The sequence below is a fragment of the Sphingobium quisquiliarum P25 genome, assembly GCF_000445065.1.
Classification (GTDB): domain Bacteria; phylum Pseudomonadota; class Alphaproteobacteria; order Sphingomonadales; family Sphingomonadaceae; genus Sphingobium; species Sphingobium quisquiliarum.
This window is the reverse complement of sequence record NZ_ATHO01000128.1, coordinates 1-18,568: the sequence shown is the minus strand read 5'-3', so window position 1 is coordinate 18,568 and position 18,568 is coordinate 1. Positions and strand designations below refer to the sequence as shown.

The window sequence follows — 18,568 nt, the reverse complement described above, 5'->3', positions numbered from 1 at the left end:
TGCAGTTCCAGATCTTTATTCCATAAAGCATTCACGATTATACAGATTCGGCCGATGCCTGATCGTCATCAGCGCTCTGGATCGTCACGGATAACCGAAAGCACAAAGCGGCCAGGCCGCGATGTAAGCAAAGGTGTAAGGCATGCAGCGACATCGACAGGGACATGGCGGCCACTATGGCGTTGCGACCACAAGAGCAACATTGCTGCTTGCCGCTGCGCTGGTCACACCGAACGTGGCGAGCGCGGCGCGGCCCGACCCCACGATAGCAGCGACATCCCTGCCAGCAGCCACGCCGGGCCAGACTGTGATCGGGGCGGGCGACCTGATCGACATCCAGGTCTATGACGTGCAGCAACTGAGCTTTCAGGGCATTCGCATTGATCCGGCCGGACATTTTTCCTACCCGCTGCTCGGAACGATAGACGCGCAGGGCAAAGCACCCCAGGTCCTCTCCGCGGAAATGGCCGAAGGACTGCGCCGCTACCTCGTCAATCCGCAAGTCACAGTCTTCGTCAAGGAATCCGCGACCAATACCGTCACCGTCATCGGATCAGTGACCGAACCGGGCAAGTTCAAGCTGATTGGCCACACCAGCCTGATGGACGCCGTCGCCCTTGCGAAGGGCTTTACCCGGATCGCGGACCAGAAACAGGTGACGATCCTGCGCACGATCGGCGGACAGCAGACAGCCGCGCTGTTCGACATGCGCAAGATCAGACGCGGAGAAATGACTGACCCGCCGCTACTGGGAGGGGACAAGGTCGTCGTGGGCATCAACCATCTTGAGGCGGCATGGCGCGATGCGCTGCTGGCGGCGCCGCTGCTGGGCATATTCGCGCAACTCAACAACTGACCGGATCGACATTTTGGCAAGCTCCGACGGGAGCGACAAGGAACAGGCACATGGCAACCATCGCGCCAAACCAGATCACCCAACGCCCCCGCCGCGACGATGACGGCGGTAGCGAAGGCATGGATATAGACTTCCCCGCGATCTGGAATCTGCTCCGGCGCAACGTCCACCTCATCGGCGGAGTGGTGGCGATCGCGCTATTGATCGGGGTGGTCATCCTTATACGCGCCGAGCGACTCTATCGCGCGACAGCCACCGTGCAGATCGAGGAGCAGTCGGCCAAGGTTCTCAACAGCGAAGACGGCAGGCAGGCGAGCGGATCGCAGGAGGCCGAACGCTTCCTCCAGACCCAGCTCAGCCTCTTGAACAGCCGCGCCATGGCGCAATTGGTCGTCAAGAAGCTCAACCTTGCCTCACGTATCCCGCCAGGGCCAGACGGCCGCATCCTCTCCCCGCAGGAGCGGGAGGAAGCCGCCATCGCCAAGCTGCAATCATCGATGAGCCTAACCTTGCCGCGAGATTCGCGGGTAGCGCAGATCACCATCACGGACCGCGGTCCGCGCTTCGTGGCGGACGCCGCCAACGCCTATGCCGAAGAATTCATCCAATATAATCTGGGACGCCGTTTCGGCGAGACCAGCTATGCCCGCACGTTCCTGGAAAATGAACTTGGAAAGGCCAAGAAGCGTCTCGAAGCATCCGAAGTGGCGGTGGTCGATTATGCCCGCCGAACCCGCCTGATCGACGCCACGGGTGGCAAGGGCACGGAGGATGGCGTGCGCATGCTCACCTCTTCGAACCTCATGGACATCAATTCCGCATTGGGCCGCGCCAAGGTTGAACGGATCGAAGCGGAACGGCGATGGCGTCAGGCGCAAGCGACCCCCGCGCTGAACATGCCGGAAGTGATGACAAACCCTGCCGTACAGCAACTTGTCGAAAAACGCGCGCTCAGCACCGCCGATTACAGCCGGGACCGGGAGAAATTCAGGGAGGATTATCCGGGCATGCGCGACCGTGCAACCGAGCTGACCGCCCTCAACAACGAGGTGCAGAAGATCGCCCAAACCATTCGGGGCGGCCTGCGCAATAATTATGAAATCGCGGTCAACCAGGAGCGTGCCCTCGCCAGCCAGCTCGAATCGCTCAAGACCCGCACGGTCGAGGAGCAGAACAAGAGCATCGGCTACAATATCCTGCGGCGCGAGGTCGATACCAATCGTCTGATGTATGACGGGCTGCTGCAACGCTTCAAGGAAGTGAGCGCCGCAGCGGGCGTGACCGCCAATAATATCTCGATCGTCGATCGGGCGGAGGTTCCCAACCGGCCTTTCACCCCGCGGACGACCATGACGCTTCTCTCCAGCCTCGCTTCCGGCTTTGCGCTGGCGCTCGTTCTGGTGGGCGTCCGCTCGCGACTTGATGACATCATCCGCTCGCCCGAAGATGTGGCCAGCGCGCTTGATCTGCCGGTGCTGGCGACCATTCCTTCACACCCGTCCCGCTTGTCGATGACGGAAGTGATCGAAGGCTCATCCCTCTCCGAAGCCTTCTGGTCATTGCGGCTGGCGGTCGAACGCACATCGTCCGGCGGCGTGCCACGATCTCTGCTGTTCACCAGCAGCCGATCATCGGAGGGTAAGTCGACCTGCGCTTACGCCGTCGCATTGAACTTCGCCCGCAGCGGGCGGCGCGTGCTGTTCATCGACGCCGATCTGCGCAGACCCACCCTCCACCGCGCCATCGGCCTGCCTAATGACAAGGGGCTGGCCAGCGTCCTGGCGGGGGAAACGACGCTGAACGATGCAATCCGCTATGGCGTGGTGGATCGGCTGGACGTCCTCACCGGGGGGCAGCCGACCCGCAATCCCGCCGAGCTGCTGGCGCAGCCGGTGCTCGCCTCGATCATCGCCGCAGCCGAGCAAAGCTATGATCTGGTTGTCATCGACAGCGCGCCGGTACTCCTGCTTGCCGACGCCATCGCCCTCGCTTCGGCGGCCGGGGCCACGGTATTCGTGGTGGAGGCCAATGGCGCCAGGGCGCGCGAGGCGCGCGCAGCGGTCCAGCGGCTGGATGAGAATGGCGCCAGGCTATGCGGCGCCGTTCTCACCAAATATGACCGAGAACTGATGCAGTATCGCTATTGAACGGCTGCGGCGATGTCTCACACATTCACCGATGTATGGGCGGAGGCGCGGCCCGTGCCATGCGCCCCCTCCTCTGTTTCATTGGCAGGCCTGGACTGCCGCCGGGTCGCTTCCCGCCGCCTTCAGGCAGGCCTGTTTGCGGATGTCCTCGCTCGATTCGGCGGTCTGATCGTTCCCGCCATCTGCGGGCGTGCTCGCGGCCTCGGGGGCACTGACTCCCAGCTTGCTGAAGATGGCCTGGCGCAGCGCTACACTTTCCTTGCGGTAGAAGGCATCGTCGATCCAGCCATTGGCGCGCGCGTTGCACAGGTGCCAGGACATCTGCCCGACAACCTCGCCCAGATTGTCCCCTGCGGCCTGCAACTTGCCTTTGCCGGCTCCGGCCAATGGCTTGCTCTCCTGCCCCTCCGCACTGACCGAAGGCGAAGGGCCGCAAACATCGGCGAGTGTCTGCCGCCCCCCTTCGGAATTGCCGCAGGACGCTAGGAGGAAAGACATCATTGCCGCCGCTGGATATCGAATCTGCATGTAACGCCTCCTCAAGTAAATATACTGATAAATAGCTTATTTCGATCTAGTATAAAAGTAATTATTAATAATAATATTTTCATGACCTGATTTACTTGTGAATATATTTGGAAATATCATTATATCTATAATATTTGGAGGAAATTTGAGGATTTTTCCCCAATTGATGCTGCGTTTAAGACACTCCCAGACGCGCGATAGCATCTGGCGCGGAGCTTTGCGCGCCAGCGTCATTCTGGTGACCGCCTGTGGCGGGTCCTCCTCCAATATTGTCGGCGGCGCGAACGGCGCCGGGACCGGAAGCCCAAACACCTCCCCCTCCTCGTCCACCGCGCCCATCATCTTCAACGCGCCGCAATCGGCTCAGGCAGGCGACATCATCTATTTGCAGGGCGAGAATTTCGGCCCCGCCCCGGCCGTGGTGATGCAGTCATCCGGGTCCAATCCTGAAAGGCGGCTGCGCATCGTCAATCACGTGGGCGATTGGTTGGCCGCTGAAATCCCCGCCGATGCAGGACCCGCTCTGGCTGTCCGCGTTGTAAGCGGCGCCTTGTCGAGCGCGACTGTCTCGTTGAACGCCCCGATCATCTACAATTTTGACAGTATTGCAACCGCTCCGGGTGGTGCGTTCCGCATCTTTGGCCGCAATCTCATGCTCGCATCATACACCCCGCGCGTTGACGTAGATGGGGTAGCCGCCTCTGTCGATCTCGCCGCCAGCGGCCCGGAAATGCTCGTGGTCAGGGCGCCATCGAACCTGACCCAAAAGCAAGCTGTAGCGGTGCGGGTCGATAATGGCGGCGGCTTGGCTCCAGCTACCGCCGATCAGACAATAGAGATCGTGGCTGGTGCAGGACACAACATCTTCGGTGGGGAAGCAGGATGGCTGGATCTCTTCGCCTCCCTTCTTGGCCGGATCGCGCAGGTGGATTGCAGCGGGAACAGGTCCGCGTCGCAAGCCATCCAGACGCAGGCAGACGCGCTCGCCCGGAGCGGCGGGGGAATGATTTCGCTAAGCGCGGGAGTCTGCACACTGGACAGCAGCATAGTCCTCCCCAGCAACATCATCCTTCAGGGCGCGGGACAGAATGCGACGCAGCTTCTCTACCGCAGCGACTACCCGCTCTCCGCCATCCAGAAACAAGTGATCGCGATCCGAGATCTCACCCTCACCAACGCGGGCGCGTCTGAAGGACCGATTCTTCACAAGAGCCGTTTCCTGCTGCTGCAAAATGTGACGATGAACTTCGGTACGCAGCGCCAGTCTTTTTTTGACGGCAACGAAAACACCCTCGTGACCGGCTGCACCTTCAACCAGACCGGCAGCATGAACCAGCAGTCACCCTATCTGTTCAGCGATTCCAACGGCTTGATTTTCCAAAACAACGTCACGCGTCTCGTCATGGGCGCGGCGGCGTTCGAACGCACGCGCAATAGCTATATCGGCAAGAACCTGTTCCGCCGCGACGCCAGCCGCCAGGACGAAGCTGGCGCGCTGCACATGATGACGGTTGATTTCGCGTCCGGGATTGCGATCATCGGCAATGTCTTCGACACGGTGAATGGCCCTATCACCAATCGCACCCGCAATGACGGGGAAGCGATCCTGACCGAAGGGGGCGGAGCGATCCGAACGGAAAGCATCGGGACCGTCGAGGCCGCTGACGCCAACAGCATCACTGACAGCAGGTTCTCAGCAAAGCTCGGCCCCTTCTCGCAAATGCCCGGCAATTATGGGATCGCGATAGTCGCAGGCCGGGGCGCGGGACAGACCCGCTCGGTACGCAGTGTCAATGGCTCGGTGCTGACTGTCGACCATCCATGGAACAGCATCCCCGACGCGACCAGCAAATATGCGGCCTTCGTCTGGGGGCTGCAAAAGGCTCTGATCAGGGATAATGTTTTCAGCCAGATGCCACGCGGCGTGTGGCTCTATCAAACCGCTATTCGTCATGTGTTGATCAGCGGAAACCACTTCCTGGAAAGCGGCGGCGTCTATCTGCGTTCCTATCAAAATCTCGATACGGGCATGTTCGACCCGATCTACGATGTCGATATTCTGGATAATGAGGTGAAAAACCTCACCCTTTCCTGGCCTTCTTACCTGACATCGATGTTCGTGAACGCGGACGCACGCGCCTTCGGCATTGCGATGATAGGGATCAGGTTCCGCGACAACAGCATAACGGCGCACAATCCACCCTTCACGCTCAGTTCGGAGGAATATGCCGGAAATGAAGGATATTTTGCGATGATGCGGGTGGAAAATAACACGCGCTACGAACCGATGGCCGTGCCCCGCGTGCTTGGGACGATCTTTCAACGCAATAGCTGCACCGATTGCGAGGTCGCATATCGGATCGGGACAGGAAGCGGCGGCACAGTGATCAGCGCGGCGCGCACATCGGGACGCGGGGAGTTCTTCGAAGATTGGAGGACCACCGCCTCGGCCGAAAAGGCGGTGAACACCGTTATTGAATAGCGATACCGCACCGCAGAACAAATCGGACGATTATGAAACACTCATGGGTACAAAATCTGTCCATTTGTGCACTTGCTAATAAATGAATTTTGAAGCACGATTATGACCAACGGCATGAACGGAGCATCATTGTTATGATTCGGCCGAAAGATTTCTCATTTGTCCGAACTATTTGCGTTGGCGATCTCATGTTGGATCGCTTCATATATGGCGCAGTTACCAGGATATCACCGGAAAGTCCGGTCCCTGTAATCGCAATAGAGCGGACGGAGAGCGTTCCTGGCGGTGCAGCGAACGTTACGCGTAACATTGCAGCAATGAACGGCGAATGTTCTCTAATCGGCGTCATAGGCAATGATAAGGTCGGATCAGATCTGATCGGTTCCCTGTCGGAATTTGATCATGTCCACTTCGTGCCAATAAATGACGATGCCCGTCCAACGATAGAAAAGACCCGTTATGTCGCGCAGGGGCAGCAGCTGCTACGCGCCGATCATGAAAGCGTCCATAGCGTATCGAAGTCCGCCGAGGATCGAATTTACGCATGTGCGGTAGAAATGCTGCAATCGCGAGATGTTCTTATAATTTCCGACTACGCCAAGGGAGTAGTCACCGACGGATTACTGCGCCGCCTGATCCCGGCGGCGCGCCTTTCCGGCGTTCCCGTCATCATCGATCCCAAGTCCAGCGATCTCACCCGCTATGCTGGCGCGACGGTGCTGACGCCTAATATCAATGAAGCGCGAGCGGCGACTGGAATGATGATCACGAACGATGCCGAAGCCGAAGCCGCTGGACTGAAGATGCTCGCCATGGCGCAGTGCGACGCCATCCTGCTCACGCGCTCCGAGCAGGGCATGTCACTCTTCCGGCGAGATCAGGCTCCCCTCCATATCTCAGCCAGCGCACGCGAGGTTTTCGACGTCTCAGGCGCGGGCGATACCGTCGTCGCAACCCTCGCCATCGCGCTTGGCGGCGGCATGACGATGGATGACGCAGCCAGAATGGCCAATGCAGCGGCCGGCCTCGTGGTGGGCAAACGCGGCACCGCCACTGTGTCGATCTCCGAAGTGCAGGAAGAACTGAACCGCCTCGCCGAGCAGCATCTGCAAATCCCCAGCGGCAAGGTGCGCACCCTCCGCTCCGCCCGCGTCCAGCGGGAGGATTGGGCGGCACGGGGCTTGACCGTGGGCTTCACCAACGGCTGTTTCGACATATTGCATCTTGGCCATGTGAAGCTGCTGGAGTTCGCCCGTAGCCAATGCGACCGGTTGGTCGTCGGCCTTAACAGCGACGCGTCGGTCAAACGGCTGAAGGGGCCGGCCCGCCCTCTCAACATGGAGATGGATCGCGCACAGATCCTCGCCGCGCTCGCCTTCGTCGATCAGGTGCTGATCTTTGAGGAGGACACGCCCCTGGAGGCCATCAAGGCGTTGCAGCCCGACCTGCTGATCAAGGGCGCAGATTACAAGTTGGAGGATATCGTCGGCGCCGACATCGTGCACGCGCGCGGCGGCCGCGTCGTGACCTTCGACCTTCTTCCCGACCGCAGCACGTCGCGAACGATCGTCCAGGCGGCGCTACGCAATGGTGACGCAGGCCTGACGGGAGTGGCCATCTCTTGAGCAGACCAATCCTCATCTACCGGCTGGGCAGCCTCGGCGACACGCTTGTCGCGCTCCCCTGCTTTCATCAGATCGCACGGCACTTTCCGGACAACGAGCGGGTGGTGCTGACAAACAATCCGGTTTCCGGCGCTGCGCCTGCGCTGGAGGCGGTGATCGGCGGCAGCGGCCTCATCCATCGAACCATCGCCTATGATGTGGGAGAGCGGTCACGCGCCCAACTGATCCGGCTGCTGCTGAAGATTCGCGCAACTGGCGCACGCACCATGATCTACCTCGCCGCAGGCCGCGGACCGGACATGGTCGCGCGAGACCTGACTTTCTTTCGCTATGCGGGCATTCTCAAGGTGATCGGCGCACCGGTCTCGCCCGACCTCCACAACAACCGCATAGAGGCGGATGGCGCTACGATCGAGCCGGAGGCCGAACGCCTGGCTCGTACCATCGCCGATCTCGGCGCTCTTGACCTTGCCGACCGGAACAATTGGGATCTGCGCCTCACCCCGGCCGAAATAGCAAAGGGGCAAGAAGCTCTCGCTCCCCTTGGCGGCAAGCCGTTCCTCGCCATCAGCGTCGGGACCAAGCTGCCCGCCAATGACTGGGGCAAAGAAAATTGGACTGCGCTGCTTTCCCGTCTCGGCGGCGAAATGCGGGGGCTGCCACTGGTCGGCCTTGGCGGCGCGGGCGATTTCGCGCCAACGGAACGACTGCTGCGCCGCTGGCCAGCGGAAAGGCTGAACCTGTGCGGTCCACTCAGCCCGCGGCAGTCGGCTGCTGTCCTGGCGAAGGCGGCGCTTTTCATCGGCCATGACAGCGGGCCTATGCACCTGGCGGCAGCGGCGGGAGCGCCGACGCTCGGGCTTTTCGGCGACAATAATCCGCCCCGGAAATGGCATCCCTATGGCGACCATTGCGGAGCCATTCAGGACATGAGCGGAGTACGCAACATCAGCGTCGGCCATGTAGCCGCCCGCGCCCTCGCACTGTCGCGGTGCGCCCATGCCTGATGTCATGGGCGCAGCCGTGCTGCTCGATCGGGATGGGACGATCAACGTCGACACCGGCTATGTCAGTGACCCCGCCTGCATCAGGCTGGAGGAAGGCGTGATCGACGGCTTGCGGCTCCTGACGGCCGTCGGGCTTCCCTTGATCATCCTGTCGAACCAGTCCGGCGTCGGGCGCGGCTATTTCGGCCTGAGCGATCTGGTCGATGTCAATCATGCCATCGCCAAACAACTGGCCGCGCACGATATCAGCGTCGCGGGCTGGTATATCTGTCCCCACGCGCCGGGCGACGATTGCAACTGCCGCAAACCGCTGCCCGGACTGGCGCTGCATGCCGCGCAGGATTTCTCGCTCGATCTGCGCCGCTGCTGGATGATCGGTGACAAAAGGTCGGACCTGCAACTGGGTGACGCGGTCGGCGCTTCTTCGATCCTGCTGCTGACCGGCGAAGGTGCACGCCACAGCGACTGGGCGAAGGCGACCGGTAAACCAATCTGTTCCGATATGGTCGAAGCGGCCAGACTCATCCTGGCGGGGTCATCCTACCCGGCCACGCAATTGCAGGCGGCGCGATGACGCACTCCCAGTCCATCCTCTATATCGGCCCCGACAGCGGAACCTGCCGCGCGCGGCGGCTCGCCCTCGGCCGGTTGGGACACCGGGTGAAGGCGGTCGATCCCTTCGCCGCCCTGCCCTTGGGCAGTCTCGCGCGCAGTTGGTCGTTCAAGACCGGCGGCTTCGGCTTCGGTGCACTGGTCCGCAGCCACATCGCGGCATGCGCAGGCGATCAGGCATTCGACCTCGCCTATATCGACAGCGGCGAATTGATCGACGGAAAGACGGTTCAGATGCTCCGCCGCTTCGCGCCCATCGTCGTGAACTACAATCCGGACAATCCCTATGTCCGGCGTGATGGCGGCCGCTGGCGTGCGTTCCTCGGCGCGGTCGCACATTATGACTGCCTTTTCGTTCCGCGTGAGAGCAATGTCGCGCAGGCAAAGCTTGCGGGCGCGCGGCGGGTACATCGGGTCTGGTTCGCCGCCGACGATCCGCTACGCGATCCTGACCGGCTGCCCTCGGAAGAAGCGAAGAAGCCCTACCTCTCGTCCATTTCCTTCGTCGGAACCTGGATGCCAGAACGCGGCGCCTTTCTCCTGAAGCTGGCGCAAGCAGGCCTGCCGCTGCAAATCTTCGGCCCGCGCTGGAACAAAGCTCTTGAATATACCGCGCTCGAACCTCTGATCACGCTGGGTGAGTTGACGCCGCAGGCGTATGACGCAGCGGTGGCGGCAGCCGACATCTCCATTGCCCTCCTCTCTCAAGGCAATCGCGATCAACACACAACGCGCTCAATGGAGATCCCGGTGCTTGGCAGCCTGTTGTGCGGCCAACGCACGCCTGAACATCTTCAGCTATACGAGGAAGGGCGGGAGGCGCTCTTCTGGTCCGACGCGCAGGAATGCATCGATCATTGCCGGCAATTGCTGACAGACCCCGCGCGCCGTCGCCGCATAGCCCAGGCGGGCCGGGCGCGCGCCCTCCGCAACGATCATTTTAATGAAAGCCTGATGAGTTCCATGCTGAACCTGGCGCTGAGTGCGCAGGCAGCCCCTTCGACGCGGGCCGTCGCATGAGGCGCCGCATCGCCCAGGCATTGTCGACACAAGCGGGCCGTCGTCTCTCCCGCGTCATGTCGGCGCAGTTCCTTAACCAGGCGACAACCATCATCCTACAGATCGGTCTGGTGCCGGTGCTGCTCTATGCCTGGGGTAAGCAAAGCTATGGCGTCTGGTTGTTGCTGTCCGCGGTGCCCACCTATCTCACTTTCAGCGACTTCGGCTTCACCCTGATCGCGAAAAATGAAATGCTGATGCAAGTGGCGGGCGGGCGGCGCGAGGAAGCGCTGCGTACCTTCCACAGCGTCTTCGCGCTGCTCAACCTCGTCATGCCATGCCTCATCGGCTTGTCCGTACTGCTGATTTGCAGCGTCGATCTGTCGCATGCGCTGAACCTTGGCGAATACGCCAATGGGGACGCCCGCGCGGTGCTGATCCTGCTGCTGCTCAATGTCGTGTCCTACCAATATTTCCTGCTGATCTGCGGCGGCGTGCGCTGCGAGAACCGGCTGGCTATGGAGGCCAGCTGGGGTGCCCTGTCCCGCCTCGCCGAAGGACTGGCGGTCGCCGGCTCCGCACTGCTCGGCGGCGGACTGGTCGCCGCCGCAGCCGCCGCGCTCATCACCAAATTGCTCGGCAGCGTTGGTCTTTATCTCTGGCTGCGAAAGGCCTCTCCCTGGCTTTCGCTCGGCCATGCGAAAAGCAGCGCGGCGGAGATCAAGCGCCTGCTGAAGCCCGCCCTCGCCTTCATGTTGATGCCCATCTCACAGTCGATGCTGATCCAGGCGCCGTTGATGATCATCGGCGTGCTGATCGGTCCCGCGGCGGTCGTGACATTCGCAACCACACGCACGCTCGCTCGCACCGGCACGGCGATCACCAATCTGCTCAACGGCACGGTGCAGGGTGAATATAGCATCGCTTTCGGCCGCGCCAATCAGGCGATGCTGCACAAGGTGCTGCGCTATCACCAACGGGCCGGGCTGGCCGCGATCATAGCCTTCAGCGTGCCGCTCTACCTGTTCCGCGATCCGCTGATGCGACTCTACACCCATGGCCAGGTATCGGCGGTCGATCCCTTCTTCCTGATGGTCATCCTGACGGTAGCGGCGGAAATGATGTGGAGTTCCATTGCGACCCCCCTTTCATCGATCAACCGCCATGTGACCTTTGCCAATCTGTCGCTGCTCATCTCATTGGCCGGTATCGGCCTGTGCTATGTCTTCACCCTCCATTTCGGCCTCAACGGCGCCGCCGCCGCCATGCTGACGGTCCACGGCGCGATCCTTGTCCTCAGCCAAGGGCTTCGGCATGCAATCCGGCTCCCGCACCCCTCGCTTACCGCACGGGAGGCTCATAGCGCATGATGCCGGTCACGCAGGTTGCGCTGGGGCGCTTCCATCATTTCCATCTTGCCCGCCAGCTGGAGCAGCGCGGCAGGCTGGCTGCGATATGGAGCGGCTATCCACGCTTCAAGCTGAAGGACGAGAGCGGAATTTCCCCGGACAAGATTCATAGCTTCCCGTGGTTCTATGTTCCGGCTCAAGCCGCGCCCCGCTTGCCCGTCATCGGCGCGGTTCCATCGGTGCGCCGTTATATGCATTGGCGGGCGATAGAGGCGATTGATCGCCGAGTGGCAGCGAGCCTCGACGCACCAACGATCCTGGTGGGCCTGTCGAGCGGAGGATTGCAGGCCGGCCGGCGCGCACAGGCACTGGGCGGCGCGCATGTCTGCGATCGCGGCTCGACCCATATCCGGTTCCAAGACTCCATTCTGAAAGAGGAATATGCGCGCTGGGACATCCCCTACCAGCCCATCGATCCCAGGGTCGTTGCGAAGGAAGAGGCGGAATACGCCAATGCGGATATCATAACCGTCCCGTCGCAATTCTGCTTTCAGACCTTCATTGATGCCGGCGTCCCCACAGAGCGCATTCGGATCATTCCCTATGGCGGGCGGCTAGACCGCTTCGCACCTACCGGGGAGCCCGATCCCGATGCCTTTACGGTACTGTTCGTGGGCAATGTCACCATCCGCAAGGGCATCGCCTATCTGCTTCAGGCTTTCGCCGCTCTGCCCCACCCCGCCAAACGGTTGAAGATCATCGGCGCCATCGACCCGGAGGTCGAACCGCTGCTGCGCAAAATGCCGCTGGACTCGGTCGATTTTCTCGGTTCTGTCCCCAATATCTCGCTTCCCGGCCATTACAGCAGCGCAGACGTCATGGTGCTGCCCAGCCTGGAAGAAGGACTCGCCCTAGTCATGGCCGAAGCAATGGCGTGCGGCTGTCCCGTCATCGCCTCAGCTAACACCGGTGCTCTCAATCTGTTCACCGATGGCGTGGAAGGCCGCATCGTGCCCGCGCGTTCCACACAAGCCCTGCTCGAAGCGATGCAGGACCTTGCGCAGGACCGTGTCGCCGCCAGCGAGATGCGCCAGCGGGCACGCAGGCGTATCGAATTACTGGGCGGCTATGATCGCTACGGGGAGCAATGGGCGGACTTACTGGGGGAGCTTGACTCCGCCTCATCCACGACGCGCCGGGCGGCGGCATGAACTACAGCCCGAAGCTGTCGGCGAGGCACGCCGTACCCACGATGCCCACGCTGTCGGTTATCATCCTCACCTTCAACGAGGAACGCCATATAGAGCGCGCCATCGCAAGCGTCCGTTCGATCGCTTCCGACATTCTGGTGGTCGATTCCTTTTCCACCGACCAGACGATCGAGCTTGCCCGCAATGCGGGTGCGCGTGTTCTCCAGAACCGCTTCGTCAACCAGGCGAAGCAGTTTCAATGGGCGCTCGACCATGGCGATGTCCGTTCGGCATGGATATTGCGGCTTGACGCCGACGAGGTGATCGAACCTGACTTGGCAGAGGAGCTCATGCGGGACCTCCCTTCACTTCCAGAGGATGTCGTCGCCGTCAATTTCAAGCGCAAACATATCTTCATGGGCAGGTGGATCAGGCATGGCGGCCGCTACCCGCTCGTCCTGCTGCGGCTGTGGCGCAAGGGCCATGGGCGGGTCGAGGATCGCTGGATGGACGAACATATCGTCACCTGGGGCGGCCGCACCGTCACGGCCAGGGGCGGGTTCGCAGACATATGCCTGCACGACCTCAGCTTCTTCACGGCGAAGCATAATTCCTACGCCACGCGGGAAGCGGTGGAAATACTGAACGCCCGTTACGGCCTGTTCGGACAGGATAGAGAAAGGATCCTTGGATCGGCGCAGGCGCGGGCGAAGCGGTTCATCAAGACGAACATCTATAATCGGATGCCCCTGTTTGCCGGACCGGCTCTCTTCTTCTTCTATCGCTACATCATCAAGCTGGGATTCCTCGACGGCCGGGAAGGCCTCATTTATCATTTTCTGCAAGGCTATTGGTATCGTTTCCTGGTCGCCGCAAAGGTGGTCGAACTGGAACAAGGATTGAAACAGTGCGGCGCAAACGCCGATCGTCTGGACCGGCTGCGCCAGTTAACGGATCTGAAATTGTGAAGTGAGGCGATAATGATCACGATCGTCGTCCGCCTACGGATGTGAGGGAATGATGTCCTACAAGCCAATCCGCAAAGCCGTGTTCCCTGTCGCAGGTCTCGGTACGCGCTTTCTGCCCGCAACGAAGTCAGTGCCCAAGGAACTGCTCCCCGTCGTTGACCGCCCGCTGATCCAATATGCCGTCGATGAGGCGCGCGAAGCGGGCATCGAACAAATGATCTTCGTCACCGGCCGCGGCAAAGGCGCGATCGAGGATTATTTCGACATGGCCTTTGAGGCCGAAGCCATCCAGCGCGAACGCGGCAAGGACCTGTCCGCCCTGGAAGGCACACGCATCGAGCCTGGCAACGCGGTTTTCCTGCGCCAACAGGAACCGCTTGGCCTTGGCCACGCCATCTGGTGCGCGCGCGACATCGTCGGCGACGAACCCTTCGCCATCCTGCTGCCTGACGAATTCATGAAGGGTGCGCCGGGCCGGGGATGCCTCAAGCAGATGGTCGATGCTTACAACCAGGTCGGCGGCAATCTCGTCTGCGCGCTCGAAGTGCCAATGGCCGATACGCCCAACTATGGCGTCATCGACCCCGGCAAGCGTGACGGCGTGCTGACCGAGGTCAAGGGCCTCGTCGAAAAGCCCGCGCTGGGCACCGCGCCCTCCAACCTCATCCTACCCGGTCGTTACATTTTGCAGCCCGAGGTCATGAAAATCCTCGAAACCCAAGAAAAGGGCGCAGGAGGTGAGATTCAGTTGACCGACGCCATGGCCTCCATGATCGGCCGGCAGCCTTTCCATGGCGTAACCTTCAAGGGCCGCCGTTTCGATTGCGGCTCTAAGGCGGGCTATATCGAAGCGAACCTTGCCCTGGCACTGGAGCGCGAGGATCTGGGCGAACATATCCGCGCATTCACCATTGCGGAACTCGACATGATCAAGATTTCGGCCGCAGCCTGATCGCCCCTGCCCCGCATAGCGCCGGAAAACTCTTCATCCGATTGGTCGCGCCAACGACAAACAGATCGCCCGTGCTTTCGAGAAGGTCGCCTCTTGGATAGGTGATGTAACTGAAGCCCAAGAGCCTGACCTTCTCGTGTCCAATGCCGGGCTTGCAGATCCCTTCGGCAGTCCGATCGACCAACTGGGCCTTGAATCTAGCGAAAGTGGCAGGATAGCCATGTGGTGGGCGCATTCCTGATGATGCGCGCATCCGTGTCCACAAAAGCCCTCTCTAGCTAGCCGCCAGTTCTCCGGTCGCGACCGAGATCTTGCGTCGGATCGCCATGCTCTATGCCATTGAAGACGAGGTGCGCGGCTCGGCCGCTGAACAGCGCCGCCTTCAGCGTGCCGAACGCAGCCGCATCATCGTCGAGGATCTCAAGCTCTTGATGGCCACTCCGCTAGATCAGCGCCAAGAGCAAGTTGGCTGAAGCCATTCGCTATACAACAAGCCGCTGGGACGGCCTCGTCCGTTTCATCGGCGACGGCCGCATCGAACTCGACACCAACACCTTCGAGCGATCAATCCGCCCCTTGGCTTTGAACCGAAAGAACGCGCTTTTCGCCGGATCTGACGAAGGCGGCGACAACTGGGCGGTCATCGCCACGCTCATCGAAAGCTGCAAGCTGGGCGGCATCAACCCCAACGACTGGCTGGCGCAGACCCTCACTGCGCTCGCCAACGGCCATCCCGCCAATCGCGTTCATGAACTCATGCCCTGGATCAACGTGGGCTGAGACCACTGCTTACAATAGACCGGTGCCATCATCAGCTTGGGCGGACCACTCTTGGTTGGTTGGCATGTCGGAGTCCGCGTTATCTGCGTCCGAGCCCGAAAAATTAAGTTGGCCGGCAAGAGTCGCATTCCTACGGTCGGACCGTTCGGCCAATGATACCTAGCCAAAAGGATCGCTGAAAGGATACGGCCCCAGCATCTATCGCACAATGTCATTCCATTGTGGCGTTAGTGACATTCAATTAGCATTCCGTCACCACCCACGTGGCTCTGCACCCTCTTGGTTACCGAACGTTCTTTACGATTTGTAAATTTGGCGTGGTTATAGAAAATTCCCGTGAGGGTGGGAAATGGCATGAATCTGCAACATCGTGATACCGCTCCGGCGATTTCCATCGTCGTGCCCTGCTTCAACGAGGAAGAGAGCCTGACGGCGCTGGTCGATCGGGTATCGGCAGTCTGCCATAGCGCCGCATCCGGCGATCACGAAATCGTCCTCGTCAATGACGGCTCGCGCGATGGGACCTGGGCCCTCATCGCCGATCTAACCCTGAGGATCAGCGTGCAATAGGCACCCCCTTCGTGGGGTGATCGGCGTGCAAAAAGGACCCCTTCATCCCGGGGATTTAGTCGGCCGACTGGTTTTGATCAGTTGGCGAGAACGGGATGTTGATCGTGGAGACAGTGGTTCGGATTCGGCGTGAGCATGCAGCGGGTAAGGCGATCAAGGCGATCGCTCGTGACCTTCGTTTGTCGCGGAAGGTCGTCCGCAAAGCGATCCGGTCGCCGGAGGCGGCGTTCAACTATCAGCGCAAAGTCCAGCCGCTGCCGCGGATCGGTCCTTATCAGGATCGTCTCGATGCGCTGCTTGAGGAGAACGAAGGTCGCGGCCGCCGCGATCGGCTACGGATGACGCGTATCCATGACCTGCTGGTGCGCGAGGGGTTCGATGGATCCTATGATGCGGTGCGCCGCTATGCGGCGCGCTGGCGTGCTGCGCGGCGGAAGGATGCTGGCGAAGGCGCACCGGCGTTCATCCCGATGACCTTCCAGCCGGGTGAGGCCTACCAGTTCGACTGGAGCCACGAGGATGTGGAGATCGCCGGCAAGCCGATGCGGGTGAAGGTGGCGCATATGCGTCTCTGCGACTCGCGCGCACCCTATGTCCGGGCCTATCCGCGCGAGGGCCAGGAGATGCTGTTCGATGCCCATGCCCGGGCGTTCGCGTTCTTCGGCGGTGTGCCGCGACGCGGTATCTACGATAATATGAAGACGGCGGTGACGGCCGTGTTCACCGGCAAGGAGCGTGTGTTCAACCGCCGCTTCCTGATCATGACCGATCATTACATGGTCGAGCCGACCGCCTGCTCGCCGGCGGCGGGATGGGAGAAGGGCCAGGTCGAGCAGCAGGTCCAGACAATCCGAGGCCGCTTCTTCCAGCCGCGGCTCCGGTTCGCCAGCCTGGCCGAGCTCAACGGGTGGCTGGAGGCCGAGTGCCGGCGCTGGGCCGAGCATCATGCCCATCCCGAACGCGGGGATATTACCGTCGCCGAGGCGCTGGATATGGAGCGACCGGCCCTGCAGCCGATCCTGGCACCGTTCGACGGCTTCCATGAGAGCGAGCATGCCGTCACCGGCACCTGCCTCATCAGCTTCGATCGCAACCGCTACTCGGTCATGTCGACGGCCGCACGCCGGACCGTTCAGGTGCGCTCCTATGCCGATCGCATCGTCATACGCTGCGGCGATGCGATCGTCGGGGAGCATGAGCGCCACTTCGGTCGGAACCGCACGATATACGATCCCTGGCATTATCTGCCGGTCCTCGCGCACAAGCCCGGCGCGCTGCGTAACGGCGCACCGTTCCAGGACTGGGATCTGCCGCCCGCCCTGCACCGATTACGGCGAAGGCTCGGCACCGGGGACGAGGCCGATCGCAGGTTCGTGCGGGTCCTCTCGGCGGTGCTCACCGATGGCCTGGAGCCGGTAGAGGCTGCCGTGCGCGAAGCGTTGGCGAACGGAACGGCCAGCGACGAGCTGATCCTCAACATCCTCTCCCGGCGCCGCGAGCCGGCGACACCCCACAGCATCGTCACTTCGGAAGACCGGATGCTGCAGCATCCTCCGCTCGCCGACTGTGCCCGCTATGATCTGCTGCGAGGCTATGATGCAGCGGCATGATATGATCGACACGATGCGCGGCCTCGGACTCAAGGGCATGGCGGCGGCGTTCGACGAGGCGGTCACCACCGGCCTCCAGCGCAAGCGCACCACCATGGAGATACTGACCGACCTGCTCCGTGCTGAGGCGACCCACCGGGATGCAGCCTCCATCCGCTATCGGATGACGGCTGCGAGGCTGCCCGTGGTGAAGGACCTGGAGCGGTTCAGCTTCGAGGGCACACCGATCAATGAGGAGATGATCCGCTCCCTTCACGATGGCTCCTTCCTCCCGCCTCGCCGCAATATCGTGCTGGTCGGCGGCACGGGGACAGGCAAGACCCACCTCGCCATCGCGATCACCGCCAATGTCGTGCGAAGGGGCGCTCGCGCCCGCTACTTCAACACCGTCGATCTGGTGACACGCCTCGAAGAGGAGACCCGGATCGGCAAAGGCGGGACCCTGGCGGCGCAGCTGTCGCGGCTCGACCTGATCGTTCTCGACGAGCTCGGTTATCTGCCGTTCGCCCGCTCGGGAGGGCAGTTGCTGTTCCACCTCATCAGCAAGCTTTATGAGCGGACCAGCGTCATCATCACCACGAACCTCGCCTTCGGCGAATGGCCGACCGTGTTCGGCGATCCCAAGATGACCACGGCGCTGCTCGACCGCGTCACCCACCACTGCGATATCGTCGAGACGGGCAACGACAGCTGGCGCTTCAAAAACCGCAGCTGACAGCCACCTTCGGCGCCTTCAAAAATCTATCTTGCGCTGCGCGCGCCTCCGGTCGGGCTACGCCCGCCCTCCGCCGCACGCAGCGCAAGGCCATCTTCAACAAACCAGCATCATATTATCTGAAAAGGGGGTCCCTCTTCGACGCCGATCGGGGGTCCCTTTTGAACGCCGTTTGACA

Annotated in this window: 15 protein-coding genes and 1 pseudogene; 15 read left to right on the top strand and 1 reads right to left on the bottom strand. The window is 61.4% G+C overall.

The window, feature by feature from the left end; translation table 11 throughout:
• The first annotated feature begins 142 nt into the window (after positions 1 to 142).
• Both L288_RS35430 and L288_RS35425 read left to right on the top strand, forming a co-directional pair.
• Entirely contained in the window at positions 143 to 856 is a 714-nt protein-coding gene (locus tag L288_RS35430) for a polysaccharide biosynthesis/export family protein (protein ID WP_084465872.1), read from the top strand.
• A 50-nt stretch (positions 857 to 906) separates the two neighbouring features.
• A complete protein-coding gene (locus L288_RS35425) occupies positions 907 to 3,003 on the top strand; it encodes a GumC family protein (protein ID WP_021238901.1) in 2,097 nt (698 codons plus the stop codon).
• 78 nt (positions 3,004 to 3,081) lie between these two features.
• Here L288_RS35425 and L288_RS35420 read toward each other — a convergent pair whose 3' ends face one another.
• Positions 3,082 to 3,390 (bottom strand): hypothetical protein, encoded by a 309-nt coding sequence (locus L288_RS35420; RefSeq protein WP_021238900.1) that lies wholly within the window; start codon positions 3,388 to 3,390, stop codon positions 3,082 to 3,084.
• Positions 3,391 to 4,102: 712 nt separating this feature from the next.
• Between L288_RS35420 and L288_RS35415 the strand changes: the two genes are divergently transcribed.
• From L288_RS35415 to istB, 13 genes and pseudogenes are all read left to right on the top strand, one after another.
• On the top strand, positions 4,103 to 6,013 hold the full coding sequence (locus L288_RS35415; RefSeq protein WP_161625665.1) for a hypothetical protein: 1,911 nt from the start codon (positions 4,103 to 4,105) through the stop codon (positions 6,011 to 6,013).
• An 89-nt stretch (positions 6,014 to 6,102) separates the two neighbouring features.
• Complete coding sequence (gene rfaE1, locus L288_RS35410) at positions 6,103 to 7,638, top strand: D-glycero-beta-D-manno-heptose-7-phosphate kinase (protein ID WP_236613042.1); 1,536 nt, start codon at positions 6,103 to 6,105, stop codon at positions 7,636 to 7,638.
• Positions 7,635 to 8,645 (top strand): glycosyltransferase family 9 protein, encoded by a 1,011-nt coding sequence (locus tag L288_RS0121835; RefSeq protein ID WP_051209693.1) that lies wholly within the window; start codon positions 7,635 to 7,637, stop codon positions 8,643 to 8,645. Before rfaE1 ends, L288_RS0121835 begins: the two co-directional genes overlap by 4 nt.
• Positions 8,638 to 9,219, top strand: a complete 582-nt coding sequence (locus L288_RS35405; protein ID WP_031304573.1) for a D-glycero-alpha-D-manno-heptose-1,7-bisphosphate 7-phosphatase — start codon at positions 8,638 to 8,640, stop codon at positions 9,217 to 9,219. Before L288_RS0121835 ends, L288_RS35405 begins: the two co-directional genes overlap by 8 nt.
• Positions 9,216 to 10,277: a CgeB family protein gene (locus L288_RS35400; protein ID WP_021238896.1), complete on the top strand. Its 1,062-nt coding sequence runs from the start codon at positions 9,216 to 9,218 to the stop codon at positions 10,275 to 10,277. Before L288_RS35405 ends, L288_RS35400 begins: the two co-directional genes overlap by 4 nt.
• Positions 10,274 to 11,626, top strand: coding sequence for a lipopolysaccharide biosynthesis protein (locus tag L288_RS35395; RefSeq protein WP_152522089.1), 1,353 nt, complete (start codon positions 10,274 to 10,276; stop codon positions 11,624 to 11,626). The genes L288_RS35400 and L288_RS35395 overlap by 4 nt, the downstream gene beginning before the upstream one ends.
• Complete coding sequence (locus tag L288_RS35390; RefSeq protein WP_021238894.1) at positions 11,623 to 12,816, top strand: glycosyltransferase family 4 protein; 1,194 nt, start codon at positions 11,623 to 11,625, stop codon at positions 12,814 to 12,816. Before L288_RS35395 ends, L288_RS35390 begins: the two co-directional genes overlap by 4 nt.
• Complete coding sequence (locus L288_RS35385) at positions 12,813 to 13,763, top strand: glycosyltransferase family 2 protein (RefSeq protein WP_021238893.1); 951 nt, start codon at positions 12,813 to 12,815, stop codon at positions 13,761 to 13,763. Before L288_RS35390 ends, L288_RS35385 begins: the two co-directional genes overlap by 4 nt.
• A gap of 52 nt (positions 13,764 to 13,815) precedes the next feature.
• Positions 13,816 to 14,715: a UTP--glucose-1-phosphate uridylyltransferase gene (locus tag L288_RS35380; protein WP_031304568.1), complete on the top strand. Its 900-nt coding sequence runs from the start codon at positions 13,816 to 13,818 to the stop codon at positions 14,713 to 14,715.
• Between the two features lie 293 nt (positions 14,716 to 15,008).
• Positions 15,009 to 15,495, top strand: a pseudogene (locus L288_RS42535) (IS66 family transposase); the annotation flags it as partial.
• Between the two features lie 354 nt (positions 15,496 to 15,849).
• Entirely contained in the window at positions 15,850 to 16,065 is a 216-nt protein-coding gene (locus L288_RS35370) for a glycosyltransferase (protein ID WP_021238889.1), read from the top strand.
• Positions 16,066 to 16,160: 95 nt separating this feature from the next.
• A complete protein-coding gene (gene istA / locus L288_RS35365) occupies positions 16,161 to 17,675 on the top strand; it encodes an IS21 family transposase (RefSeq protein ID WP_021238707.1) in 1,515 nt (504 codons plus the stop codon).
• Complete coding sequence (istB, locus tag L288_RS35360; RefSeq protein WP_031304487.1) at positions 17,662 to 18,390, top strand: IS21-like element helper ATPase IstB; 729 nt, start codon at positions 17,662 to 17,664, stop codon at positions 18,388 to 18,390. The genes istA and istB overlap by 14 nt, the downstream gene beginning before the upstream one ends.
• Positions 18,391 to 18,568: the final 178 nt, after the last annotated feature.